Source organism: Streptococcus sp. k-163, from assembly GCF_013277555.1.
Classification (GTDB): Bacteria; Bacillota; Bacilli; order Lactobacillales; family Streptococcaceae; genus Streptococcus.
Genome location: NZ_VMND01000018.1, coordinates 31,209 through 56,326 on the forward strand (window position 1 = coordinate 31,209; position 25,118 = coordinate 56,326).

Below are 25,118 nucleotides of genomic sequence, written 5' to 3' on the forward strand. Positions count from 1 at the left end.
TTAAATTTAATATTTTATTATGTTTAATTATGTGTTATAGAATTCCTCCAACTACCATTTTTGTGATATAATAGTCTTATCTTTATATAGAGGTAAAGTTATGAAAGAAACTGTTTATTTTGGAACTTATACACGCCGTACTTCCCAAGGGATTTACAAGGCAGACTTTGATACAGAAACTGGTCAGCTTTCAAATCTAGAACTTTTTGCAGCTGAGCCAAGTCCAACCTACCTGGCATTTGACCAACACCAACATCTATACACCGTTGGTAGTCAAGACAATAAGGGGGGAATTGCAGCCTATCAAACTGATGGGACTTTATTAAATCATGTCGTTGAAGAAGGAGCTCCCCACTGTTATGTTGCTGTGGATGAAAAGCGTGATTTGGTATATGCTGCCAACTACCATAAAGGACAGGTACTTGTTTATAAACGTCAGGAAGACGGTAGTCTTCTACTTAGTGATGTGGATCAACACAGTGGCCAAGGTCCACATGAGAATCAAGCTTCACCCCATGTTCACTTTACAGACTTAACACCTGACCACTATCTAGTGACCTGTGATTTGGGTACTGACCAAGTCATCACTTATGACCTTGATCAAGAAGGGAAATTATCTAAGCTCTATACCTATCACAGCCAGCCAGGAGCAGGCTCACGTCATATCATTTTCCATAATCACTATAAAATCGCTTATCTGATTTGTGAACTCAATAGCACTATCGAAGTTTTAATCTACGATGGTGTTGGCGAATTTGAACGCATGCAGGTCATTTCAACTCTACCAGACGGTTATGAAAGCTTTAATGGAACTGCTGCTATTCGTCTCTCTAAAGATGGTAAATACCTCTACGCTTCTAACCGTGGCCATGATTCTATCGCAGTATATACAATTCTTGCAGACGGTAGTCTAGAATTGTTAGAAATCGTTCCTACTCATGGTCAGACTCCACGTGATTTTGATTTGACACCAGACCAAGAATTTGTCATTGCTGTCCATCAAGACTCTGACAATGCGACCGTCTTTAAACGTAATCCTGAAACTGGTCGTCTAGCAGAACTTTCTAACGACTTCCATGTACCAGAAGCAGTCTGCATCAGTTTTGCTCCTTAAGAAAACAGAAAAAATGAACTTGGTAACTCAAGTTCATTTTTTCTTATAGTCTTTTTCCGACATTGATACGATTAATAGCACGTTGTAAAGCAATCTTAGCACGACGCTCTTGATCAATCAAGTGTTTTTCGTGGGCTTCTTCGATTTCGCGCTCCGCACGAAGCTTAGCACGTTCTGCACGGCTAACATCGATATCACGAGCACGTTCTGCAGAATCAGCAACGATTGTGATGGTATTATTGGCAATTTCAATAACGCCTCCGTTTACTGCAATCCAGTTCACGTGATCTTCATCATCAATACGTTTTACCTTTACTTCATCAACTGCTAAAACCGCAATCATATTTTCATGTCGTGGCAAGATCCCCATCTCACCATCCAGAGTTCGAACTGATACATAGCTGGCATGGTGATCATAGACGAGACCATCTGGTGTCACGATCTGGACAGTTAACTGAGCCATAGATCACCTCTTAAAATCCCATTTTTTCAGCTTTTGCAATCACATCTTCGATAGAACCTACACCACGGAAGGCATCTTCTGGCAAGTGGTCATGTTTACCATCAAGGATTTCCTTAAAGCCACGTACAGTTTCAGCAACTGGAACATAAGAACCTGGCTGACCAGTAAATTGTTCCGCAACGTTGAAGTTTTGTGACAAGAAGAACTGGATACGGCGGGCACGAGCAACCAAGGTCTTTTCTTCATCAGAAAGTTCATCCATACCAAGGATAGCAATGATATCTTGCAACTCATGGTAACGTTGAAGAACACGTTTTACTTCTGCAGCAACTGCATAGTGCTCTTCTCCAACGATTTCAGGTGCCAAAGCACGTGAACTTGAAGCGAGTGGGTCAACGGCAGGGTAGATACCCAATTGTACCAACTTACGTTCCAAGTTGGTTGTTGAATCCAAGTGAGCGAAGGCTGTTGCTGGCGCTGGGTCAGTATAGTCATCCGCTGGCACATAGATAGCCTGGATAGAGGTTACAGAACCCTTCTTAGTTGATGTGATACGCTCTTGCAATTGACCCATTTCTGTAGCAAGTGTTGGTTGGTAACCAACGGCTGATGGCATACGACCCAAAAGGGCAGATACTTCTGAACCAGCCTGAGTGAAACGGAAGATATTATCGATAAAGAGAAGCACGTCTTGGCCTTCTACATCACGGAAGTATTCAGCGATTGTCAAACCAGTAAGGGCAACACGCATACGTGCTCCTGGTGGCTCATTCATCTGACCAAATACCATGGCTGTTTTCTCGATAACACCTGATTCTTTCATTTCCCAGTAAAGGTCATTCCCCTCACGAGTACGTTCCCCAACACCAGTAAATACTGAGATACCACCGTGTTCTTGGGCAATGTTGTGAATCAATTCTTGGATCAAGACAGTTTTACCAACTCCGGCACCACCGAAAAGTCCAACCTTCCCACCTTTAAGGTAAGGGGCAAGAAGGTCGATAACCTTAATCCCTGTTTCAAGGATTTCAGAAGAGGTAGACAACTCATCAAAAGTTGGAGCTTTTTTATGAATTGGCTGACGCTCTGCATCTTCTGTAAAAGGAGCTTCCAAGTCAATGGTATCTCCCAAAACGTTGAAGACACGTCCCAAAGTTTCTTTACCTACTGGTACAGAGATTGGACGACCTGTGTCCAATACTTCCATTCCACGAGTCAAACCATCTGTTGATTCCATGGCGATAGTACGAACCATACCATCTCCCAACTCCAAGGCTACTTCAAGGACGATTTTTGTTTTTCTTTCGTCATTTTTGTAGACGACAAGTGCATTGTTAATCTCAGGAAGTTTTTCCCCTGCTGCAAACAAGACGTCTACAACGGGTCCGATAACCTGAGCAATTTTACCTGAACTCATCTCCTTCTCCTATTCTATATAAGATACTGTCGGTCCCTAGCTCAACTAGGTCCTAAGTTCATTTTCATACGAGCTGGACTAGAGCCTATTCTAAGGCACTAGCTCCTGCTACGATTTCTGTAATTTCTTGTGTAATCGCCGCCTGTCTGGCACGGTTATACTGAATTGTCAAATCATTGATGACTTTCTTAGCATTATCTGTCGCTGTTTGCATGGCTGTCATACCGGCAGCATTTTCAGCTGTCTTGGCATCGATAATAGCCCCGTAAATCATACTTTCTGCAAACTGAGGCAACAACTGCTCCAAAATTTCTTCTCGGCTGTTTTCCAATTCAAAAGTCAAGCTATACTCTTCATCTGCTTCATTTGGATCCAAGTCAACAATCGGAAGCATTTGTTCCACACGCATTTGACTTGTTAGCGTATTGACATGGTGATTGTAGCAGACATAGAGTTCATCAAAAAGTTCATTTTGGTACATTTCAACAGTTTTTGAAATGATCTTACGAACTTCATCAAAGCTAGGTTGGTCTGCCAAGCCACGTAGTTCATAAAGTGGTTGAATACCACGAGCCTTAAAGAAATCAGCTCCCATTCCACCGATACAGATCATTTCAAAACCTGTACCGTCTGGGTGGTATTCTTCTTTCAACTCCATAACGGCTTTCAGAATAGAAGAATTATACCCTCCAACCAAACCGCGATCTGAAGTAATGACGATATAGCCTGTCTTCTTCACGGGACGGCTAATCAACATCGGATTGGTTGAACCACCAGAACCATTACCATGAAGGATATCTGTCAAGAGCTTGCGAACTTTTTGAGCGTATACTTGGAAGTTACGAGCAGCTTCTTCAGAGCGACCTAGCTTAGCAGCCGATACCATTTGCATGGCATTAGTGATTTGACTCGTATTTTTTGTTGAGGCGATTTTTGTTTTAATATCATTTAGAGATACTGCCATCTGACACCTCTATTCTTATTGGAAGCTGGTTTGATTGAGAAACTCTGTAATCGCAGCATCCAAGATTGCTTCTTCTGGCAAGTCTTTTGTATCACGAATGGTTTCTAAAATCTCTGGATGTTGAGCGTCAAAGAAGGCATGGAACTCTTCCTCGAAACGAACAATGTCATCTACTGGAACAGTATCCAAGAAACCATGTGTCAAAGCATAAAGAATGGTTACTTGTTTCTCAACAGGTAATGGTTTGTGAACAGGTTGTTTCAAAACTTCAACGGTACGACGTCCACGGTTCAACTTAGCCTGTGTTGCCGCATCCAAGTCAGAACCAAACTTAGTGAAGGCTTCCAACTCACGATATGAAGCAAGGTCGATACGAAGTGTACCGGCAACCTTCTTCATGGCTTTGATTTGTGCAGAACCACCTACACGAGATACAGATGAACCCGCATCGATGGCTGGACGAATACCTGCATTGAAGAGACCATCGCCAAGGAAAATTTGTCCATCAGTGATAGAAATCACGTTGGTTGCGATATAGGCAGAGATATCTCCTGCTTGTGTCTCGATAAATGGTAGGGCTGTAATTGATCCACCACCAAGTTCATCAGAAACCTTAGCTGAGCGCTCAAGCAAACGGCTATGAAGGTAGAAAACATCCCCTGGGAAGGCTTCACGACCTGGAGGACGACGAAGCAAGAGAGAGAGTTCACGATAAGCTACCGCTTGTTTTGATAAATCATCATAAACAATCAAAACATGCTTACCTTGGTACATAAACTCTTCCGCCATGGCAACCCCAGCATAAGGAGCTAGGAAAAGCAATGGAGATGGTTGTGAAGCAGAGGCTGTTACAACGATTGTGTAGTCCAAGGCACCGTACTGACGAAGTGTTTCTACTTGCGTACGAACTGTTGATTCTTTTTGTCCAATCGCTACGTAGATACAGATCATATCTTGACCTTTTTGGTTCAAGATTGTATCAATCGCAATGGTTGTTTTCCCTGTCTGACGGTCACCGATAATCAACTCACGTTGACCACGGCCAATCGGTACAAGGGCGTCAATAGCTTTCAAACCAGTTTGCAATGGTTCTGATACAGACTTACGTTGCATAACACCAGGAGCTGGCGCTTCTACTGGACGAGTTTTATCAGTGTGGATTTCTCCAAGACCGTCAACTGGACGACCGAGTGGATCCACAACACGACCAATCAGACTCTCACCTACTGGGACTTCCATGATTTTACCTGTACGGCGGATTGTATCGCCTTCACGGATATCTGTAAAGTCACCTAGGATGATAATACCAACGTCTGTTGACTCCAAGTTTTGAGCCATACCATAAGAGCCGTTTTCAAAAATCAACAACTCTCCACTCATGGCATTTTCAAGGCCGTGAGCACGCGCGATACCATCCCCGATATAGGTTACAACACCTGTTTCAGTCACATCAAAATTGGGTTTGAAATTTTCAATTTGTTGCTTAATTAAAGCGCTGATTTCTTGTGCGTTAATTGCCAAAAGAACACCACTTTCTATTTCAAATTTTCTTTAACAACTTTAAGTTGTTGTTTAATACTCACATCAATTGTCTTGTGATTGGCAAAAATGACAAAACCACCAATGAGACTTTCATCGATTTGTTCTTTTACACTCCTTACTTTCAGAGACATTTTTTTCTCAATCAAAGGGAGCAAGCGACTCTTTTGTTCATCTGTTAAAGGATGAGCAGAAGTAACCGTCACTTCAAATCGATTTGTTTCTTTTTCAAGTCGGTTCAAGCAATCTACAAGCACATCATAAAAAAGATTTGCTCTGTGGTTGTATGCCAGAACCTGGATCAAGTTTTGCAATAAAGGTGACACTGAGTCTTGGAAGAAAGCAATCGTTTTTTCCTTGTCAGACTCGTCTACTGCCACTTTTTTTAAAAAAGAAGGTAAACCTGTTTCTTCAGCAACTTGCTTGATTTGAGTCAAATCTGAAAAAATGCGGTCTTCTTCTCCTTTTTCAAGTACCAATTGGACAAAAGGCATGCTGTATTTTTCAATTACCTTTACTGTTTTCTTGTCCATTAAGCTTCTCCTAGCTGATCGATATACTGATCAATGAGTTCTTTATGGGCATGACCATCAAGGTTTTGTGAGATAATTTTACCAGCTAAGCTGATGGTCAAATCTGCTACCTCACCCTTAACGCTTTGTAAAGCTTCAGCTTTGTTTTGAGCAATTTCTTGATTTGCTTTTTCTTTTAAGCGTCCTGCTTCTAGTTTAGCATCTGCTAAAATACTAGCCTTACTTTTCTCAGCTGTTTCCTTTGCATTTTCAATGATTGTCTTAGCTTCTTTACGGCTACCAGCCAATTCATCTTCGCGTTTTTGAGCCAATACTTCCGCTTTTTGACGTGCTTCTTCAGCTCTATCAATATCTGAAGCAATTTTTTCAGCTCTTTCTTCGAAAATGCCTGTAATATTAGACCATGCAAATTTTTTAATCAAGACTAGCAAAAGGATAAAAGAGCCAGCGATTAAAATAAAATTACCAATTAATTCACCTACTGTTACGTGCATCAGTTACTCCTTTCTACTCTTCATCATTAATTTTATTTCCTAGGTACATAGAGGATAATAGTGTAAAGACATAGGCTTGTACACAAGAAATGAACACGGAAAATGCAGTCCAAACTAAGTTTGTCCCAAATGCGATTGGATACCAAAAAATAGCCTGATGTGAAAGTAATAGAAGCAAGCTTGTCATTACTTCACCTGCAAAGATATTCCCAAAAATCCGCAAAGCAAGAGAAAGGAAATTCGTGATTTCTTCAAGTAGATTCATCGGTGTCATAAATGCAGGAGTTACAAAACCTTTTAGGTATTGTTTAATCCCACGACGACGAATCCCCTCAACATGCGCCATCACAATAATACAGAAAGACAAGACAAGGTCAAATGAAAGATTTGCAGTTGGCGATGTCCAAAGGTTTGTCCCATCTGTTGTTTGAAGTTTAGCCATCAAACCAAGATTATTGGCGATGACCATAAAAAGAAATAAACATAAGTAAAAGAGTGAGTAATCTTTTATGTAGTGGGAACCAAGGTTAGGTTCTGTAAATCCAATTACAAAATCATAGAGATACTCTAGTACATTTTGTTTACCTTTGGGCTTTAATGTCATATTACGACTTGCCCAATAGATAAATGCAAAAATCAGAAACACAGACAGCAAAGTCAAGGCTGTCAAAGTTAAATCAAAGGTAACAGGACCAATATTGATGGTTGGATTGATACTTTCTTCCATCTAACATTCTCCCTTCTCCAATTTATATTTCGTTATTTAATAATAAATGAGAAGACAAGAGTTACGAAGAAAGTTCCTTCAATAAAGGCAACCCCTAAAAACATCAAGCTACGAAACTCAGCGATAATATCTGGTTGGCGAGCTACCGATTTCAACAAACCATTCATCAATAACCCTTCACCAAGAGATACACCCATACAGGCAAGACATAGACCGAAAAATGTTAAATTCATGATGAATTCTCCTTTTAATTAAAATTTACTTACTTAGTTTAGTCCTAAAAATTCAATTTGTCAACTTTTTACCAACATTGAAAGCGTTTAATGGAAATTATTTACAATTTTACTATTTTTGAGTTTATTATATAGGAAACTTTGGAAAAAACTTGTAATAAATCCGACCATTATCTAGGCCTTTCTGAAAAATGATGAAAAAAATCCGAGATGAAATCTCGGATGGAAATAAATATATTTTCTTTAACTTCTTTTCTTTTAGTGAGCAGGATTAAAGGGAAAGCAACGAGAAATCTTTCAGCTCCTGCTTGCTTATTAAGCTCGAACTGTGACACTGGTTCCATCTTCCTTATAAAGATTGATGAGTCCTTCTTTTAATGCACGAACCATGTCTCCTGCTTGAACAGGTTGTGGAACCTTGATTGTCAATAGCTCCATTGGATTTGGAGCACGGTCGATTTTATTACCTTTAGCATCGTGCAAATCTTCAATATAAGTTTCAAAATGACGGAAACCTGGGCCATAAAACTCAACTTGGTCGCCTTCATTAATGACGTTCCGTTGACGAATTGTTGCCGTTTGTGTCGCATCATCATAGGAAACCACTTCAGCGACAAACTTATACTCAGGAATTTTACGACGAGCACCAAACAACTGCTCATTTTCAGATGGTGTACCATAGTAGAAACCTGTTGCTAATTCACGTTGGGCAACCTTCCACATCTCGTCCACCAAGTCTTGTTTGATCGCTTCAAACTTTTCAGGACTTTCAAGATATGCATCCACAGCCGCCTTGTAGCAGTTGGTTACTGTTGATACGTAGTGAATAGACTTCATACGACCTTCAATCTTAAGACTGTCCACTCCATTTTCAATCATATCTGGAATATGGTCAATCATAGACATATCAACGGCTGACATTGAAAATTCTTCAGGAATTTCACCTTTCAAGCTCTTGCGTTCTTGACCAAATGGCATATCGTAAAGGTCGTATTTCCAACGGCAAGATTGAGAGCAACCACCACGGTTAGCATCACGCATACTCATGTGGTTAGAAAGGGTACAACGACCAGAGTAAGAAATACACATAGCTCCATGGACAAAGGCTTCAATCTCAACATCTGTACGTTTGCGAATTTCAGCTAATTCTTCCATTGAAACCTCACGCGCCAAAACAACACGAGTTAAGCCCAGTTCTTTCCAAAACTCAAGAGTTTCATAGTTAGTCGCACTTGCTTGGGTAGAGAGGTGGATTTCAAGACCAGGCGCTTCTGTCGCTGCAATCATAATCAAGGCAGGGTCAGATACGATAACTGCTGCAATCCCGATATCACGCAGTTTACGGAACCACTCACCAGCACCAGCTTCATTTCCTTCGTGCATAACCATATTGGCAGCTACATAGACCTTAGCTCCATACTTAGCCGCAAACTGCACGCCTTCTTCCATCTGTTCAAAGGTAAAGTTACCTGCACGGCTACGAAGACCATAGGCCTGACCACCGATAAAGACAGCATCTGCTCCATACTGAACAGCTACTTTTAGCTTCTCTAAAGTCCCTGCAGGTGATAAAACCTCAGGACGTTTTAATGTTTTTGTCATGTTTTCTCCTATTTGCAATATAAAAGTTTGACGTTTTTCCTTCTCATTTTATAGCAAATAAGTTATAAAATCAAGCCTAGAAAGATTGTTTTGACAATTCTAATCTTTTAAGCTTTACATAATAACTATTAAACTGTCGAAAATTAACCTAGTTTTAACAAGTAGTCAAAAAGTCTAGGAAAGCAAAAACCAGTATCCAAAGATACTGGCTAGTAAAAATACATAAATGAGTCCTTAGATGACTATTCCCACTCAACTGTTGCAGGTGGTTTACTTGTGATATCGTAGACGATACGGTTAACATGATCCACTTCATTTACGATACGTACTGATATTTTTTGAAGTACTTCCCATGGAATTTTGGCAAAATCAGCAGTCATACCATCGATAGAAGTGATAGCACGGATTGCAATCGTATAGTCATAAGTACGACCGTCACCCATAACACCGACTGAACGAACGCCTGTGTTAACAGTGAAGTATTGCCAAATATCGCGGTCAAGACCTGCTTTAGCAATTTCCTCACGAAGAATAGCGTCTGACTCACGAACTGTTTCTAGCTTTTCTTCAGTGATTTCACCCATAACACGGATAGCAAGTCCTGGTCCTGGGAATGGTTGGCGCCATACGATATGGTCTGGCATACCAAGCTCTGTACCAAGGGCACGAACTTCGTCTTTATAAAGAGTGTTGAGTGGTTCAATCAATTCAAACTGCATGTCTTCTGGAAGACCACCCACGTTGTGGTGTGACTTGATAGTTTGGGCTGTATCCGTACCAGACTCGATAACGTCTGTATATAAAGTACCTTGAGCAAGGAATTTCACATCTTTGAGCTTGCTGGCTTCGTCATCAAATACATAGACAAACTCGTTACCGATGATTTTACGTTTTTGTTCAGGGTCAGAAACACCAGCAAGTTTGTCAAGGAAACGCTTAGCAGCGTCTGCTTTGACAATATTCAAACCAAACTTACCACCAAGCATGTCCATAACTTGATCCGCTTCTCCTTTACGAAGAAGACCATGGTCGACGAAGATACAGATTAATTGATCGCCAATAGCCTTTTGGAGAAGAACTCCAACGACAGATGAGTCTACCCCACCTGATAGACCAAGAAGGACACGTTTGTCACCGACTGTTTCACGGATTTTTTGAATCTGCATGTCAATGAAGTTATCCATTGTCCAGTCGCCTTTAGCCTTACAGATGTTAAGGGCAAAGTTACGAAGGATATCATTACCGTATACAGAATGACGAACTTCTGGGTGGAATTGGATACCGTAAATGTGTTTATCTGGATTTTCGATAGCTGCGTATGGACAGTCAGCTGAAGTTCCAGTGCGAACGAAATCAGCAGGAATCTCTGTTACAGCATCACCATGGCTCATCAAAACAGTCTGTTCATCAGGTGTTGATTCAAAAAGCGCTGATGGTGTGTGAGTTAGGGTTGATTGACCGTATTCACGATTCCCGGCATCACCTGCAGGGACAACCTTTCCTCCAAGTTTATGGGTCAATAACTGCATACCGTAACAAATTCCCAAAATAGGAATTCCGAGTTCGAAGATTTCTGGGTCAATATCGAATGAACCATCTTCGTATACAGAGTTTGGACCACCTGAAAGGATAATTCCTACAGGATTGATTTCACGAACTTCAGCAGCTGAAATTTTATGGCTCTTTAGTTCTGAAAAAACACCAATCTCACGGATACGGCGTGAAATCAGCTGGTTGTATTGGCTACCATAGTCCAGTACGATGATTTTTTCTACATCTTGCAAATCAGTTGAAATGTTGCTCATCTTTTTCCTTTCTCAAAAGAAATATCTTTTTTCAATATTCTATCACAAATAAGGGCGAATTACCAACTAAACAAGGCGAAGTTTGACTTTTTCTTGTTTATTAAGGTACAATAGAGAAAAGATAGAAATGAAGTGAAAATATGCTACCAGCTTATATGAAAATCCATGATCAGATTAAAAAGGATATTGACGATCACCGTTGGGCCATCGGTGAGAGGCTGCCGAGTGAAAGAGATTTGGCTGAACAATTTGAGGTCAGCCGCATGACCCTTCGTCAAGCTGTATCTCTCTTAGTCGAAGAAGGCGTTTTGGAACGCAGGGTAGGGAGCGGCACATTTGTGTCCAGTACTCGAGTACAAGAAAAGATGCGAGGGACAACCAGTTTTACTGAAATTGTTAAATCACAAGGGAAAGTTCCTTCCAGTCAACTTATTTCCTACAGAAGAACTATTCCAAATGAGCAAGAAGTTGCCAAGTTAGGAATTTCTCCAACAGAAAATATTATCCGAATGGAACGTGTTCGCTATGCCGACCAAGTCCCCCTGGTTTATGAAGTTGCTTCTATTCCTGAAAAATTCATTAAGGACTTTAAAAAAGAAGAAATCACCAGTCATTTCTTCCAAACACTGCAAAAATATGGCTACCGTATTGGCAAATCACAGCAGACTATTTATGCTCGCCTCGCTAAAGAAAAGATCGCTCACTATTTGGAAGTTGAAAAAGGACATGCTATTCTTGGACTGACTCAGGTCTCCTACCTAGAAGATGGGACAGCTTTTGAATATGTAAAAAGTCAATATGTAGGCGAACGTTTTGAATTTTATCTTGAAAACAATTAGATTACTAGGCAAAAACTCTCTGTCACGAACGACAAAGAGTCTTTTTATTTTTCCAAGAGTAAATCTTTCAAAGAAATCAAGGTTACAGCAAATAATATCATTGCCATACCAAGAAAATCAATGGGATAAAATTGTTCATTCATGATTAGGAAGGCAAAGAAAACCGCAGAGATTGGCTCAATTGAAGCCAGCAAACTTGACTTAACCGGTCCTATCAGACTGGCTCCTTTTAGGAAGGCTGTATAGGCAAAGACAGTTCCGATAAGGATAATGCCCGCAAACGCAAGAAGGAAATCAAGACTAGTTGGGATAGTAGCCTCTAGAACTCCCGTAAAAGGAAGGGCAACCAAACCTGCTATAACCATTCCCACACCAATGACCAAACTGCTCCCCCACTTCTTAATCAAGGCTATGGGCAAAATGATATAAAGTGCATAAGTTAAGGCAGAAAAGAGCCCCCAGAACAAGCCATCAGGTGTCATGGATAACTGATCCAGCTGCCCATGTGTTGCAATCAGGAAGGTTCCTCCGATAGCTAATATGATAGAAACTATCTCTCCAAGTGTCGGCGCCACCTTATCCTTGATACAGCTATAAATTAAAATCCCGACAGGACAAACATACTGAAGCACCGTCGCTGTTCCTGCATTGCTCTCCTGAATAGCAGACAGATAGGCGAATTGATTGAGAAACAGACCAATTAGAGCAAAAATAAGAAGAGACAGCAAACTCTTTCTATCCTTTAAAAAGGCCAGCATTTTATCCTTTGCAGTAGCATAAGCCAAGAGCATGAGAATCCCGCCAGCGATTAAAAGTCGTAAGTTAGTTAAAACTAAAGCCGAAATTCCGTGTGCCATCAGGTATTGGCCACTCGTTCCAGACAAGCCCCAAGCAATACCAGCCACAACTGTTAATAGAGTCCCTTTTAAACTATTTGACATGTCTCTCCTTACTCTTCTTTACGAATCAAGTCCATCACTTGATTGCGGTCTAATATCCATTGAGCCCGCTCATCCTTTTCATAGGTACGATTCGATAGGAAAATAGCCGCTTCTTGCTTCTGACGATTACACATGATAAAGGTACCTGTATAGCCCGTATGGTCTAGCCAATCTCCTTCCAAATTCCATGCCAAAGAACGTTCCTTATCATCCAAAGGAGAAAAATCTTGACTCATATCTCTTGCAAAATCATCTGCTAAATAGTGTTCTAAAAAGATTTGTAAATCCTTTACAGTCGAAAACAAACCAGCACTACCTGCATGTCTGCCCAGAAGGCGAGCCTTGGGATCATGTACCATACCGGCCTCTACACCTCTGACTGTTGGAACAGCAAACTCAACAGGACCAAACTGGGTTTCCGTCATTTCCCAAGGATTCCAAACTTGCTCCTGTAAAATTACATCCAAATCTTGATCAAAGATTCTTTCCAAGATAAAACCTAACAGCAAAAAATGGACATCCGAATAAAGAAAGGCTGATTGACTTCGTCTGTTGAGATGAAACATAGATTCCTTTAATTCAGGGGCTGTTAAAAGATCACGATTGGGAATAAACGGATCAAGGTCTGTTGCATGAGTCAAGAGCTGGCGAATAGTGATGTCTGAATAATCACTCTCAGGTAAAAAATCTATTACCAGTCTATCAATATCTAATTGACCTTTTTCCCACAAGAAGGTACAAACTGTGCCAACCCCAACAACCTTGCTGACACTGGCTAGATCGTAAACTAGTCCTACCTCAGTCTGTAAGCCATACTCTGGATCACTCTGACCTAGATAGAACTCCGTCCATTGATTGCCCTTAAAATACGCAAAAGAGGCTCCGGGATAAATCCCTGCCTCGATTTGTTCTTCTATTTTTTTTATAATCTTGGTCCACTTCATACTTCTTCAAACCACAATTCAACATTATTTCGATCTTTTCCAAGGAAGAATTTTTCAGACTTAGGAATAAAATATTCGGTAGACTCAAATTTCTGGCGTAAACTTGCTATGTCTAATTCATTGACCAAGAACTTGAGCATAGATAAATCCCAAGTAACTGTATTTTCTACCATCAAATCCTGCCCCTGAGCTGGGATAAAATCAAGTGACGCCCCAATTTCAAATGATTCCAAGAAACTTTCGACATCAGTTGGAAGATGTAATTCCATAGAAATCTCAAATTTACTTAAAGAAATTGATTCCAAATTTGTTTGAAATTCAGGTTTTTCTCCTACTTCTACTAGACTTTCTATCTCATCTTCTGCATGAATCAAAATCAAATCATCTTCTGGTGAAAAAATTTCAAAAGCGTAGCCATTTTGACCTTTATATAATTGATGAATCGAATCTGTTTTAGATAAGAGTCCTTCGACTTCCAAGGGATTTTCCACCTTGATAATCAATCTAGCCAGTTTTTTTCGTCCCTCTACCTTACGAGTACGCATGCTTGGTGCTTCTTCCAAAACCAGCTTCTCAAGACCTGTTTGATCACCTAGTGATAGAAAGGCTGACTCCTCTAACAAGACTTTCATACCGAGGGTTTCCATATAAAAGGTTTCATTTAATTTTCTATTATTAACTTTTAAAGTAGGAATAATCCGTACAATCTGATTTACATTCATAAATTCCTCCGTCACTTTTTATTTTATAGGATTTTAGAATTTTTTACAAGATATTATGCTCAAATTTACCAATTTTCACCTCATTAAACATCTTTTTGAGGAACATGAGTTAAAACTCAATGTTTAGGAGAAATTGAAGTAAATATATCCATAATAAAACACAGAATAGACATTTGCCAATAAATATATCTACTATACACACCCCTATGCCCTATGGAAAAAGTAAACTAATGCGAATCACAAGAGGTCCATTCGGAGATGGTTACCTAAAGAAGCTAGAAAATGACTCCTAAAATAGATCCCTTTATCTAGAATTAAATTCATAACTATCCTAAAAAATCTTAAACTACAAGAGAATTTCTTCTTATTGGCTACTTGAACTTTAACGTCTCCTTAAATATTAACCGCTATAGCTTTGAATATAAAAACAAGAGATGTCTTCTTACCTTGGGTCTAATAAATCTATAATTCTATTCACAAGAACAATTAATATATATACTTATATGTAAACTGCTTATAAAACAAGACACAGAAAAACACCCCAAGAGTTAGAATTTGGACTAACTTTTGGGGTTCAGTTCATTAGTATAACTAATTATTTTTACAAGTGAGAATTAGTTGTTTTCAACTTTTTCATCGTATTTTGGTCTGATTGTTGTACCTGAGTTAATAATTGTACGTTTTTGAACAAGAGGAAGGTCTGTGCGATTATAAACTGTACGCCATGGTTCCCAAACAAGACCTGTTTTTTCTTGAATCTTCACGCGTATATTACGTACATTTCCTTTAAATTGAAGTTCAGTTTGGAAGCCAGCTGTTCTGTTCTTGCCGTTATGCTCCCACTGACGTGAACGAATACTTTCAATTCCATCCTTATCATAAGTTACTTCATCCCAGTAAACATAGTAACGAGCAATATAAGCTCCCTTATGTTGTAAATTGAGGTAACCATTTTTGTATGAAGTCACTTTTGTTTCAATGTAGTCTGTATTACTTTGAATTGTAGCTACTTGATTATCTTTCAAAAATGCAGTTTTGTAAGAAATTGGAACAGCAGGGTTTTGCGTACTGAAAGTAGCTCCTTCTTGAATCAATTTCTTCAAATCTTCTACTGTACCTGTCACAACGCGTGCAGCGCCATCAGCATTTCCACCTACGATTGAAACTGTTACAGTTGTATTCTTCAAGACACGCGCCCATTCAGATTCAGCTTTAATAGGCACACCTTTGATTACAGCATTGATTGCTGCTTTCAACTCGGTACTCTTGCTTGTTGTTTCAAACTTAACATACATTTGACGTCCGTATGACACGCTTGATACATATACAGGAGGAGTATTTTCATCAATTCCACGTGCTTTCAATTGATCAACTGTTACTCCTGGAGCAAATACATCTGATGGATTTTTTGGAGCATCAAAGTTTGCAGTATAGTAAACTTGTTTAAAATCAACTACCTCAATTTGTTTTTCACCTTTATTGACAGCTTCAAAATCAATTTTCAAATTAACACCGACTTTTTCAAAATCACTTCCGAATTTTGCTTTCAATTGATTCATGCTGTAAGCAGAAGTTGATTCGTACTGCATACGTGCTGGAGCAGGATTTTTTGCAGCATATTTTTCATGCCAACGGTTTAACAAGGTATTCACACCTTCCTGCATACCACTTGCAGTTGGATTAGCATCTACATAGCTATCTCCGCCTACCATTCCTGGTAAATCAACACTGATTCTACCTTTGCTACGATCTAAACTAATTTGTTGTGGTTTATTTTCTAGAAGATCTTGATTTGCTTTAAACAAAGCACCTAGGAAAATATCTCCGTTACCATTAATGGCAACATCAGCGTGACCACTAGAAAGGTTCTTCTTCACTTTTTCCACAACCACAAATTCACTTCCTTGTTGTTTTGTGCTTGTATTCGTGTAATTTTCTATTGCCTCGCCTCGTCTAGTTAAAATATTTGTTTTATCATAATTCAAGCCAAACAAATAGTTATTTAGTTCTACAGTATAATCTTTTTTAGCTTTGTCTTCTGTTTTCTTATCTGCTACTACTTTTTCTTCTTTTACAGCACGATATACTTCAACTTCTGCCAAACTAAGAGGAGTTTTAGATTTATTTAATTCAATTTTTACATATCGTGCATTAACTCCTGAGAATTGAACATCGATTGTTGGTTGATTATTTAAACTATCAACATGTTGACGAGCCACTTCCTTACCATCTTTATCCAACAAGATAACATCAAAATTAGATAAACGATTCGCTACAACTCCATCTCCACGATTGTAAATACGAACAGTTCCCACACCTTCTTCTTTTGCTAGATCAACTTTCCACCAAGAATGATCTTGAAAATCTGTATGGGTAACGGAACGGTGGCTCCATGCGTTATCACGATTGCCGTCAACCGCTCTAGACGCTTCTCCTCCATAAGCAATTGAACTCTGACTTGCAGGTTTGTGAGCAGCAATGTTTTCACCAGAAACTGCAGCCACACTTGGCTCTGTAGCTTTTACTACATTTGATTGAAAAATTAGTCCAGAACCTAGTAAAAATGTTGCAATGGCAACGCCACATACTCCAATACTACGCTTACTAATCCCTTTATTTTTAATCATACAAAACTCCTTTAATATATTTGAGCTAATTATTTCTTAAGCGCGCTTTCTTTAAACGACAAGATTATATCATAAAAATATTATAGACGCAATCGTTTTCTTAAAAAAGCTAGTATTTTTTATTAGGTCAACTCATATAGTTGCTAACACATTAACATATAAATATTCAAAAGCCGAGTGGTCTATACCAATAAAAACAAGAAAACGACCAGGCTTACGTCCCTATCAGTTGGGACGTAGCACTGTTCGTTTTTGTATATATAATCAAATTCAACTCTTAAATCTATAACTTAAGAAATTTTTCAATGAAAAGCTTTTCATTGTTTTTATCATTTCTTAGATTCAAATTCTGTATAAGTTTCCTGAAGATACGCGTCAAAAACTTCTTCATCTGAAATCGTGTCAGAAATGAAGCTTCCGTTACTAGTCCGTTCTGACATATTCAAGTCTTGCAATCGGCTTTGATAGATTGTTCCTTTGTTGGATTGAACAAGCAGAGTTTGGTCGTTCCCGTCCACTTCTGTACTAAAGAGGTCACCAACGAAATCTTGTTCTGCAACTGCTCCAGCCAAGAAGACACGGTGCGGTTTGTTTTTCAACTCACGCAAGACTTGTAAACCTCGTTTGGCACGGCTTGTTGCCGGAATTTCGTCAATAGAAACACGTTTCAAACTTCCACGTTGGGTCAAGAGGTAGAAGGATGAGGTGTTACAGATAAAGGCGGATTGGAGGACATCATCTGCTTTCAGGTTCATAGCTTTGACACCTGCAGCCTTAGCACCGACAACTGGAACCTCTTCGATATTGAAACGAAGGGCATAACCATTTTGGCTAATCAAAAGAACATCATCTAGTTTAATCGGAGCCACTGCTACAATCTGATCTGTATCGTCTTTGAGCTTAGCATACTTGACAGACTTAGACTTGTAGGTTCGCCATGGAGTGAATTCTTTGCGTTCTACCCGTTTAATTTGACCGAGACGAGTTGCAGTAAAGTAGGTTGTCGCATCATCAAACTGATCCACGACTTCCACATAAAGGATTTCTTCGTTAGTTTCAAAGTTTGTAATGTTCTGGCTCAGATGCTCTCCGATATCCTTCCAGCGAATATCTGCCAATTCATGGATTGGTCGATAGATGACATTTCCAAGGGTCGTGAACATCAAAAGATGCTGGGTTGTCTTGGCAGCTTGTACAAAGATCAAACGGTCATCATCACGCTTGCCAATTTCTTCCAGAGTGGAGGCTGCAAAGGAACGTGGACTAGTACGCTTGATGTAACCTGCCTTGGTCACGCTGACATAGGTATCCTCCTCAGCAATCAAACTAGCTGTATCAATCTCGATTGCTTTCGCAGTGTCTTCTAAAGTACTCAAACGTGGAGTCGCAAATTTCTTCTTGACTTCACGAAGTTCTTTCTTCATGAGATTGTACATAGTCCGCTCATCACCGATAATAGCCGCCAGCATGGCAATCTTTTCACGAAGTTCTGCTTCTTCTTCCTGCAAGACAACTACGTCTGTATTGGTCAAACGGTACAGTTGCAAGGTAACGATGGCCTCAGCCTGCTCTTCTGTAAAATCATAGCTGACTTTGAGGTTTTCCTTGGCGTCAGCCTTATTCTCAGAAGCACGGATAAGAGCAATGACTTCATCCAAGATGGAGATGACGCGAATCAAACCTTCGACGATATGAAGACGTTTCTCAGCCTTTTCCTTGTCAAAGCGGGAACGCGCCAAAATCACTTCACGACGGTGGGCGATATAGCTAGACAAGATTGGGACAATCCCGACCTGACGAGGCGTGAAATTGTCAATCGCCACCATGTTAAAGTTGTAGTTGATTTGCAGGTCTGTGTATTTGAAGAGATAATTGAGAACAAGCTCGGTGTTTGCATCTTTCTTAAGTTCGATTGCGATACGAAGACCGTCACGGTCAGATTCATCCCGAACCTCAGCAATACCAGCCACCTTGTTATTGACACGAACATCATCGATTTTTTTGACCAGATTAGCCTTGTTGATTTCATAAGGAATCTCAGTGATAACAATTTGTTCCTTACCACCTTTTAGCTTTTCAATCTCAGTCTTGGAACGAACAACCACGCGCCCTTTCCCAGTTTCGTAGGCTTTCTTGATTTCGTCACGCCCTTGGATAATTCCTCCAGTCGGGAAGTCGGGTCCAGGCAAGAATTCCATGAGCTTGTCCACCTTAGCTGTTGGGTGGTCAATCATGTAAACAGTCGCATCGATAACTTCGGCCAAATTATGTGGAGGAATATCTGTGGCATAACCAGCCGAAATACCAGTCGAACCATTGACCAAGAGGTTTGGAAAGGCTGCAGGTAAAACAGTAGGTTCTTTCTCGGTATCGTCAAAGTTCCAAGCAAAAGGAACGGTCTTTTTCTCGATATCTTGAAGAAGATAGCCAGCAATCTCAGACAAACGCGCCTCAGTATAACGCATAGCGGCAGGTGGATCCCCGTCCATAGAACCGTTGTTACCGTGCATTTCGACCAAAATCTCACGGTTTTTCCAGTCCTGTGACATACGAACCATGGCATCATAGATAGAACTGTCACCGTGGGGGTGGAAATTCCCCATGATATTCCCGACAGACTTGGCCGACTTACGGTAACTCTTGTCAAAGGTATTGCCATCCTTATTCATAGAATAAAGAATTCGACGCTGAACCGGCTTCAAGCCATCACGAATATCTGGCAAGGCTCGGTCTTGAATAATGTACTTGGAATAGCGACCAAAGCGCTCTCCCATGATGTCCTCCAGGGACATGTTTTGAATGTTAGACATAATAATTCTCTTTTTAGTGTTTTATTGTAAAGTAAATCTATATTTTATAAATTTAACTGTTTCTTTGTAGGTAGTGAGAAAAGAAGAGCAATCCTACTAATCCTAGAATGAATAAAAGATTAATTTTAATAACAAATAAGCTAAGTAGGGTATTAATTAGACCGTGAAAAATGGCGCAAAAAAGGACCGACTTTGTCTTTTTGAAAACAGCTGCTAGAAGAATACTGAGATAAATTGCAAATAGACTGAATAATATAAAAGGCATCCCACTTTGGGAACTTCCAATCACAAACCATAAAGGTACATGCCATATTGCCCAAATACAACCTGTTATCAAACCGGAAATCCAAAAGGAGAATCTAGTTTCCAAAGTTGGTTGCAAGATGCCTCGCCATCCCAATTCTTCTTCGCCACCATAAACACAGACTGCACTCAAAAAAACAACTAACAAATTTCCTAGTGGAAAAGCCGGATTAAGCTCCTTAGAGGAGAAAGCAATGACACCTGTCTGCACGAAAATTAGTAAAAGAAATAACAAAATATATTTCTTTGAGTCCCCTAAGATAAAAGAGACTATGCTTTTAATGGATTTTTGAGGCAAACAAGAAATGGCTGCAATGGTTGGACCAAAACCTCCTAGTAAATGGAGAAAAATTCCTAGTGGACTTGTTAGACTTAAGAGGCTCATTTGCGTCAGAAAAGCGAGCAATCCCCAACCAAATCCCCAAGAAATGAGAAAACTAATCAGTAAAAATTTTGTTATCTTATTATTTTGTAAATGTTTCATTTGTTTCGAGTCTCTCCTTAGCATACTCAATCATCTTCTCAGCTACCTCCATATCATAGTCAAATCCCAGCTTTTTAGCAAGGTACTGAGCCTCTCGGTGGAAAAATTCCATCGTAGCAAACAAAGACTGGCTGAGTTTCTCTATACTTGAAAAATCAAGCAGATTTGAGAATTCTTTCTCTTTCTCAGCAGGCAAATACTGAAAGAGGTACTTGTAGTTCTTGCCGATATCGACTTTCCCCCTATCACTTGCAACCTGCCAAGCCAAAATTTTCAAGAATTCTTGTTGACAAATGCCGTAGAGATGGTCAGTCGCGTAGATGACTTGCTTACGACAGATTCCTTTGACCACGTAGGCTGACACCCACCAAAATTCATTGCAGGCTTTTTCAAAATCTATCGCACTAGCTGGGCTTGTCCAGTAACGCTCTAGATTTTGAGAATAGGGTTCAAATAAATGTTCTGGATCTTCTAAAACAGTGAATCCTGCCTCACTATCCACCCACTCTTGGATGTGGTCTTTGAGGCAGAGAGTCAAATCAATACGATTACCATCTTCAAAGAGCATGAGATAAAGACGACGATGGTCAAGAACAACCTCTTGCTCTATAATTCGTTTTCCGAAATAGTCCAACCAAGAAAGGTCACTCGTCAGATTATCAAAATCATCCACGACATAGACCACATCGTAGTCTTGAAATTCATCTTTTGGTGCTTTTGTATCAGTTCGTGAACCAGATAGAGCGACAGCTTTAACTTTCAAGTTTTTAGCTATCTTTATAAGAAGAGATAGCATTTCTGTTTCAGTCCTCATGTTAATACCTATTCATTAAAAAGTGACTTAAAACACTGTCGCTTCTTCCAGCGTAAACTTAACGTTATCTTCAATCCACTTACGGCGTGGTTCGACCTTGTCTCCCATGAGGACATTGACGCGGCGTTCGGCGCGAGCTAGGTCTTCAATGGTGACACGGATGAGTGTACGGGTTTCTGGATTCATAGTTGTTTCCCAGAGTTGATCCGCATTCATCTCACCAAGTCCTTTGTACCGTTGGAGGGTAGCGCCTTTACCGAACTGCTTGCGGAGTTCTTCTAGTTCACCGTCCGTCCAAGCATAGGCCACTTCTTCTTTCTTGCCTTTTCCTTTGGACATCTTGTAAAGAGGTGGAAGGGCGATATAGACATGACCTGCCTCAACTAACGGACGCATGTAACGGTAGAAAAATGTCAAGAGTAAGGTCTGGATGTGGGCACCGTCGGTATCCGCATCGGTCATGATAATGATCTTATCATAGTTGGCATCTTCAATGGAGAAGTCTGCTCCAACACCCGCACCGATGGTATAAATCATAGTGTTGATTTCCTCATTTTTGAGGATATCCGCCATCTTGGCCTTGGCTGTATTGATAACCTTACCACGAAGAGGTAGAATAGCCTGGAACTTGCGGTCACGGCCTTGTTTGGCAGAACCACCGGCAGAGTCCCCCTCGACTAGATAGAGTTCATTCTTAGTTGGATTCTTAGACTGGGCTGGGGTTAATTTTCCAGAAAGTAATCCCTTGTCCTTTTTATTTTTCTTACCATTTCGGCTCTCATCACGCGCCTTACGTGCCGCTTCGCGAGCATCACGGGCCTTGATAGCCTTACGAATGAGATTGGAAGCCAATTCACCATTTTCCATAAGGAAGAAGGTCAACTTATCCGCCACAATGCCATCCACAACTGGACGAGCTAGTGGACTTCCTAGTTTGTCCTTGGTCTGACCTTCAAACTGGAGGTGTTCTTCAGGAACAAGGATAGAAAGAACGGCCGCTAGTCCCTCACGATAGTCTGACCCTTCAAGGTTTTTATCTTTTTCCTTGAGAAGCCCCGTCTTACGCGCATAGTCGTTCATGACCTTGGTAATGGCAGACTTAAGTCCAGTCTCGTGCGTACCACCATCTTTGGTGCGAACGTTATTGACAAAGGACAAAATATTATCTGAAAATCCATCATTATACTGGAGGGCTACTTCCACTTGGAAACCATTGTCTTCTCCTTCAAAGTAAAGAACTGGCGTTAAGGTCTCCTTGTCTTCGTTCAGATAAGAAACAAAGTCTTGTACCCCATTCTCATAGTGGAACTCAATCGCTTCATCTGTTCGCTTATCTGTCAGAGACAAGGTCACATTTTTCAAGAGAAAGGCTGATTCATTGAGACGTTCTGAGATGGTATTGTATTTAAAGTCTGTCGTAGAAAAAATGGTCGCATCAGGCATAAATGTAACCTTGGTACCTGTTTTAGACTTGGGTGCTGTACCGATTTTCTTCAAAGTCGTAACAGGTTTGCCACCATTTTCAAAACGTTGCTTGTAAACTGCACCATCACGAGTAATTTCAACTTCCAACCAGCTTGATAGGGCGTTTACAACGGAAGAGCCAACCCCGTGGAGACCACCTGATGTCTTGTAGCCTCCTTGACCAAATTTTCCTCCTGCGTGAAGAATGGTAAAGATAACCTCAACGGTTGGAATTCCCATAGCGTGCATCCCCGTCGGCATCCCACGACCATGGTCTTGCACAGTCAAACTGCCATCTTTATTGATAGTCACATCAATACGGTCACCAAATCCAGACAAGGCCTCATCGACAGCATTATCGACGATTTCCCAGACTAGGTGGTGGAGACCAGCTCCATCGGTCGATCCGATATACATCCCTGGACGTTTTCGGACCGCATCCAACCCTTCTAGCACCTGAATGGCATCATCATTATAATTGTTAATATTGATTTCCTTTTTTGACACAAGGAACCTCCTATTCGTTCATCTTTACTATTCTACAGGTTTTCTAAGGATTTTGCAAAATTTTTCTTTCTCCGCTGTGACAATTTCAGAAGAGATTCTCTGCCTTTCTTCTCCATTTCATGATATAATAGGAGTATGATTACAATAGTTTTATTAATCCTAGCCTATCTGCTGGGTTCGATTCCGTCTGGTCTCTGGATTGGACAAGTATTTTTTCAAATCAATCTGCGCGAACATGGTTCTGGTAACACTGGAACGACCAATACCTTCCGCATTTTAGGTAAGAAAGCGGGTATGGCAACCTTTGTCATTGACTTTTTCAAAGGAACCCTAGCAACGCTTCTTCCGATTATGTTTCATCTGCAAGGCGTTTCTCCTCTCATCTTTGGGCTTTTAGCTGTTATTGGCCATACCTTCCCTATCTTTGCAGGATTTAAGGGAGGCAAGGCTGTCGCAACCAGTGCTGGAGTGGTTTTCGGATTTGCGCCTGTCTTCTGTCTCTACCTTGCAGTTGTTTTCTTTGGAACCCTCTATCTTGGTAGTATGATTTCACTATCTAGTGTCACAGCATCTATCGCGGCTGTCATTGGAGTTCTACTCTTTCCACTTGTTGGTTTTATCCTGAGCAACTATGACCCTCTCTTCATCGCTATTATCCTAGCACTTGCTAGTTTGATTATCATTCGTCATAAGGACAATATCACACGCATCAAAAATAAAACTGAAAATTTGGTCCCTTGGGGATTGAACTTGACCCACCAACATCCTAAAAAATAAAACGCCAGTTCATTTGAACTGACGTTTTTTTGTATACTTATTTTGATTTGATATAGTTGATACCATCTGCTTTTGGTGCGACTGCTTTTCCAAAGAAGGCTGCCAAGACAAGAATGGTCAAAACATAAGGTGCGATTTGAAGATAAACCGTAGGAACTCCTTGTAGGAACGGCAACTGAGAACCGATAACGGCCAAACTTTGTGAAAGCCCAAAGAAGAGACTAGAAAGCATGGCTCCGATTGGGTTCCATTTCCCAAAGATCATCGCAGCAAGGGCGATAAATCCAGGTCCAACAATAGTTGTCACTGAGAAGTTAACTGAGATTGATTGAGCATAAATCGCTCCGCCAATTCCACCTAGGAAACCTGAAATAATAACCCCTAAATATCTCATCTTGTAGACGTTGATTCCCAACGTGTCCGCTGCTTGAGGATGTTCACCGACAGAGCGGAGACGAAGACCAAATCGAGTCTTAAAGAGAATAAACCAAGCAAGGAATGAGAAGGCAATCGCTAGATAACCAAGTAGACTAGTTGACTTGAAGAAGATATCACCAATCACTGGGATATTTGCCAAGACTGGAAAGTCAAAGCGTCCAAAAGTCTGACTTAGGTTGTCGGTTTGTCCTTTGTTATAAAGGACTTTCACTAAGAAAACAGCCAAGGCAGGCGCCATCAAGTTCAATACCGTACCACTGACAACATGGTCTGCACGAAAATGAACCGTCGCCGCTGCGTGGATGATAGAGAAGACACCACCAACCAATCCTGCTACAAGCAAGGATAGCCATGGAGTTGCTGCTCCAAATTGTTCTGCAAATTCAAGGTTAAAGACAACTCCAGAAAAGGCACCCATAACCATAATTCCTTCAAGTCCGACGTTGACCACACCACCACGTTCAGAGAAAACGCCACCGATACTTGTAAAGATGAGGGGAGCTGAGTAAATCAGCATAGAAGACACCAAGAGGGTGAGCAAGGTTGTAATAGACATC

General features: G+C 40.5%; 22 protein-coding genes. 3 read left to right on the top strand and 19 right to left on the bottom strand.

All coding sequences use genetic code 11. The features are described 5' to 3' along the window. The first annotated feature begins 100 nt into the window (after positions 1-100). Positions 101-1,114, top strand: coding sequence for a lactonase family protein (locus tag HT731_RS07485; protein WP_173278353.1), 1,014 nt, complete (start codon positions 101-103; stop codon positions 1,112-1,114). A 43-nt stretch (positions 1,115-1,157) separates the two neighbouring features. On the opposite strand, the gene HT731_RS07490 is transcribed toward HT731_RS07485, so the two are convergent. The 10 genes from HT731_RS07490 to guaA all read right to left on the bottom strand — a co-directional run bounded on the left by HT731_RS07490 (position 1,158) and on the right by guaA (position 10,891). After that, positions 1,158-1,577 (bottom strand): F0F1 ATP synthase subunit epsilon, encoded by a 420-nt coding sequence (locus HT731_RS07490; protein WP_000068045.1) that lies wholly within the window; start codon positions 1,575-1,577, stop codon positions 1,158-1,160. A 10-nt stretch (positions 1,578-1,587) separates the two neighbouring features. Next, positions 1,588-2,994 carry a F0F1 ATP synthase subunit beta gene (gene atpD, locus HT731_RS07495; protein ID WP_000094357.1) on the bottom strand — a complete coding sequence of 469 codons (1,407 nt, stop codon included), beginning with the start codon at positions 2,992-2,994 and terminating at the stop codon, positions 1,588-1,590. A gap of 85 nt (positions 2,995-3,079) precedes the next feature. After that, positions 3,080-3,958, bottom strand: a complete 879-nt coding sequence (locus HT731_RS07500) for a F0F1 ATP synthase subunit gamma (RefSeq protein ID WP_049532254.1) — start codon at positions 3,956-3,958, stop codon at positions 3,080-3,082. Positions 3,959-3,973: 15 nt separating this feature from the next. Continuing rightward, a complete protein-coding gene (atpA, locus tag HT731_RS07505) occupies positions 3,974-5,479 on the bottom strand; it encodes a F0F1 ATP synthase subunit alpha (protein WP_049532252.1) in 1,506 nt (501 codons plus the stop codon). Positions 5,480-5,493: 14 nt separating this feature from the next. Beyond that, the gene (locus HT731_RS07510; RefSeq protein WP_049532251.1) at positions 5,494-6,030 is read right to left on the bottom strand and encodes a F0F1 ATP synthase subunit delta; all 537 of its coding nucleotides are present in this window, start codon (positions 6,028-6,030) and stop codon (positions 5,494-5,496) included. Next, positions 6,030-6,524, bottom strand: coding sequence for a F0F1 ATP synthase subunit B (atpF, locus tag HT731_RS07515; RefSeq protein WP_000558549.1), 495 nt, complete (start codon positions 6,522-6,524; stop codon positions 6,030-6,032). The genes HT731_RS07510 and atpF overlap by 1 nt, the downstream gene beginning before the upstream one ends. Positions 6,525-6,537: 13 nt before the next feature. Then, the gene (gene atpB / locus HT731_RS07520) at positions 6,538-7,251 is read right to left on the bottom strand and encodes a F0F1 ATP synthase subunit A (RefSeq protein WP_049532250.1); all 714 of its coding nucleotides are present in this window, start codon (positions 7,249-7,251) and stop codon (positions 6,538-6,540) included. A gap of 32 nt (positions 7,252-7,283) precedes the next feature. Continuing rightward, the gene (locus tag HT731_RS07525; protein ID WP_001054557.1) at positions 7,284-7,484 is read right to left on the bottom strand and encodes a F0F1 ATP synthase subunit C; all 201 of its coding nucleotides are present in this window, start codon (positions 7,482-7,484) and stop codon (positions 7,284-7,286) included. A gap of 315 nt (positions 7,485-7,799) precedes the next feature. Continuing rightward, a complete protein-coding gene (locus tag HT731_RS07530; RefSeq protein ID WP_000169096.1) occupies positions 7,800-9,086 on the bottom strand; it encodes a U32 family peptidase in 1,287 nt (428 codons plus the stop codon). A gap of 242 nt (positions 9,087-9,328) precedes the next feature. Next, entirely contained in the window at positions 9,329-10,891 is a 1,563-nt protein-coding gene (gene guaA, locus HT731_RS07535; protein ID WP_000065714.1) for a glutamine-hydrolyzing GMP synthase, read from the bottom strand. Positions 10,892-11,031: 140 nt separating this feature from the next. On the opposite strand from guaA, the gene HT731_RS07540 reads away from it, so the two are divergent. Further along, positions 11,032-11,730 carry a GntR family transcriptional regulator gene (locus tag HT731_RS07540; RefSeq protein ID WP_000936169.1) on the top strand — a complete coding sequence of 233 codons (699 nt, stop codon included), beginning with the start codon at positions 11,032-11,034 and terminating at the stop codon, positions 11,728-11,730. Positions 11,731-11,774: 44 nt separating this feature from the next. Here the strand turns inward: HT731_RS07540 and HT731_RS07545 are convergent, their stop codons facing one another. The 8 genes from HT731_RS07545 to parE form a co-directional block, all read right to left on the bottom strand. Further along, positions 11,775-12,671: a DMT family transporter gene (locus tag HT731_RS07545; protein WP_049539967.1), complete on the bottom strand. Its 897-nt coding sequence runs from the start codon at positions 12,669-12,671 to the stop codon at positions 11,775-11,777. 8 nt (positions 12,672-12,679) lie between these two features. Continuing rightward, positions 12,680-13,615, bottom strand: a complete 936-nt coding sequence (locus HT731_RS07550) for a serine hydrolase domain-containing protein (RefSeq protein ID WP_061759027.1) — start codon at positions 13,613-13,615, stop codon at positions 12,680-12,682. After that, the gene (locus tag HT731_RS07555) at positions 13,612-14,337 is read right to left on the bottom strand and encodes a CppA N-terminal domain-containing protein (RefSeq protein WP_061759026.1); all 726 of its coding nucleotides are present in this window, start codon (positions 14,335-14,337) and stop codon (positions 13,612-13,614) included. Before HT731_RS07555 ends, HT731_RS07550 begins: the two co-directional genes overlap by 4 nt. Positions 14,338-14,951: 614 nt before the next feature. After that, complete coding sequence (locus tag HT731_RS07560) at positions 14,952-16,964, bottom strand: thiol-activated cytolysin family protein (protein WP_173278355.1); 2,013 nt, start codon at positions 16,962-16,964, stop codon at positions 14,952-14,954. Between the two features lie 329 nt (positions 16,965-17,293). Then, positions 17,294-19,774: a DNA topoisomerase IV subunit A gene (parC, locus tag HT731_RS07565; protein ID WP_173278357.1), complete on the bottom strand. Its 2,481-nt coding sequence runs from the start codon at positions 19,772-19,774 to the stop codon at positions 17,294-17,296. Between the two features lie 52 nt (positions 19,775-19,826). After that, positions 19,827-20,561: a type II CAAX endopeptidase family protein gene (locus HT731_RS07570; protein WP_153192457.1), complete on the bottom strand. Its 735-nt coding sequence runs from the start codon at positions 20,559-20,561 to the stop codon at positions 19,827-19,829. Next, positions 20,542-21,375, bottom strand: a complete 834-nt coding sequence (locus tag HT731_RS07575; protein WP_173278359.1) for an aminoglycoside 6-adenylyltransferase — start codon at positions 21,373-21,375, stop codon at positions 20,542-20,544. Before HT731_RS07575 ends, HT731_RS07570 begins: the two co-directional genes overlap by 20 nt. Before the next feature lie 27 nt (positions 21,376-21,402). Continuing rightward, positions 21,403-23,346, bottom strand: coding sequence for a DNA topoisomerase IV subunit B (gene parE / locus HT731_RS07580; protein ID WP_173278361.1), 1,944 nt, complete (start codon positions 23,344-23,346; stop codon positions 21,403-21,405). A 135-nt stretch (positions 23,347-23,481) separates the two neighbouring features. Between parE and plsY the strand changes: the two genes are divergently transcribed. Beyond that, positions 23,482-24,123 carry a glycerol-3-phosphate 1-O-acyltransferase PlsY gene (gene plsY, locus HT731_RS07585; protein ID WP_173278363.1) on the top strand — a complete coding sequence of 214 codons (642 nt, stop codon included), beginning with the start codon at positions 23,482-23,484 and terminating at the stop codon, positions 24,121-24,123. Between the two features lie 37 nt (positions 24,124-24,160). Here the strand turns inward: plsY and HT731_RS07590 are convergent, their stop codons facing one another. Continuing rightward, positions 24,161-25,117 (bottom strand): ABC transporter permease, encoded by a 957-nt coding sequence (locus HT731_RS07590; protein ID WP_050261461.1) that lies wholly within the window; start codon positions 25,115-25,117, stop codon positions 24,161-24,163. Position 25,118: the final 1 nt, after the last annotated feature.

Excerpts from the sequence above, each read along its gene's own strand:
- HT731_RS07485 (WP_173278353.1), top strand. The coding sequence starts at position 101 with ATGAAAGAAACTGTTTATTTTGGAACTTATACACGCCGTACTTCCCAA.
- HT731_RS07490 (WP_000068045.1), bottom strand. The coding sequence starts at position 1,577 with ATGGCTCAGTTAACTGTCCAGATCGTGACACCAGATGGTCTCGTCTAT.
- atpD (WP_000094357.1), bottom strand. The coding sequence starts at position 2,994 with ATGAGTTCAGGTAAAATTGCTCAGGTTATCGGACCCGTTGTAGACGTC.
- HT731_RS07500 (WP_049532254.1), bottom strand. The coding sequence starts at position 3,958 with ATGGCAGTATCTCTAAATGATATTAAAACAAAAATCGCCTCAACAAAA.
- HT731_RS07510 (WP_049532251.1), bottom strand. The coding sequence starts at position 6,030 with ATGGACAAGAAAACAGTAAAGGTAATTGAAAAATACAGCATGCCTTTT.
- atpF (WP_000558549.1), bottom strand. The coding sequence starts at position 6,524 with ATGCACGTAACAGTAGGTGAATTAATTGGTAATTTTATTTTAATCGCT.
- atpB (WP_049532250.1), bottom strand. The coding sequence starts at position 7,251 with ATGGAAGAAAGTATCAATCCAACCATCAATATTGGTCCTGTTACCTTT.
- HT731_RS07525 (WP_001054557.1), bottom strand. The coding sequence starts at position 7,484 with ATGAATTTAACATTTTTCGGTCTATGTCTTGCCTGTATGGGTGTATCT.
- HT731_RS07530 (WP_000169096.1), bottom strand. The coding sequence starts at position 9,086 with ATGACAAAAACATTAAAACGTCCTGAGGTTTTATCACCTGCAGGGACT.
- guaA (WP_000065714.1), bottom strand. The coding sequence starts at position 10,891 with ATGAGCAACATTTCAACTGATTTGCAAGATGTAGAAAAAATCATCGTA.
- HT731_RS07540 (WP_000936169.1), top strand. The coding sequence starts at position 11,032 with ATGCTACCAGCTTATATGAAAATCCATGATCAGATTAAAAAGGATATT.
- HT731_RS07545 (WP_049539967.1), bottom strand. The coding sequence starts at position 12,671 with ATGTCAAATAGTTTAAAAGGGACTCTATTAACAGTTGTGGCTGGTATT.
- HT731_RS07550 (WP_061759027.1), bottom strand. The coding sequence starts at position 13,615 with ATGAAGTGGACCAAGATTATAAAAAAAATAGAAGAACAAATCGAGGCA.
- HT731_RS07555 (WP_061759026.1), bottom strand. The coding sequence starts at position 14,337 with ATGAATGTAAATCAGATTGTACGGATTATTCCTACTTTAAAAGTTAAT.
- HT731_RS07560 (WP_173278355.1), bottom strand. The coding sequence starts at position 16,964 with ATGATTAAAAATAAAGGGATTAGTAAGCGTAGTATTGGAGTATGTGGC.
- parC (WP_173278357.1), bottom strand. The coding sequence starts at position 19,774 with ATGTCTAACATTCAAAACATGTCCCTGGAGGACATCATGGGAGAGCGC.
- HT731_RS07570 (WP_153192457.1), bottom strand. The coding sequence starts at position 20,561 with ATGAAACATTTACAAAATAATAAGATAACAAAATTTTTACTGATTAGT.
- HT731_RS07575 (WP_173278359.1), bottom strand. The coding sequence starts at position 21,375 with ATGAGGACTGAAACAGAAATGCTATCTCTTCTTATAAAGATAGCTAAA.
- plsY (WP_173278363.1), top strand. The coding sequence starts at position 23,482 with ATGATTACAATAGTTTTATTAATCCTAGCCTATCTGCTGGGTTCGATT.
- HT731_RS07590 (WP_050261461.1), bottom strand. The coding sequence starts at position 25,117 with ATGTCTATTACAACCTTGCTCACCCTCTTGGTGTCTTCTATGCTGATT.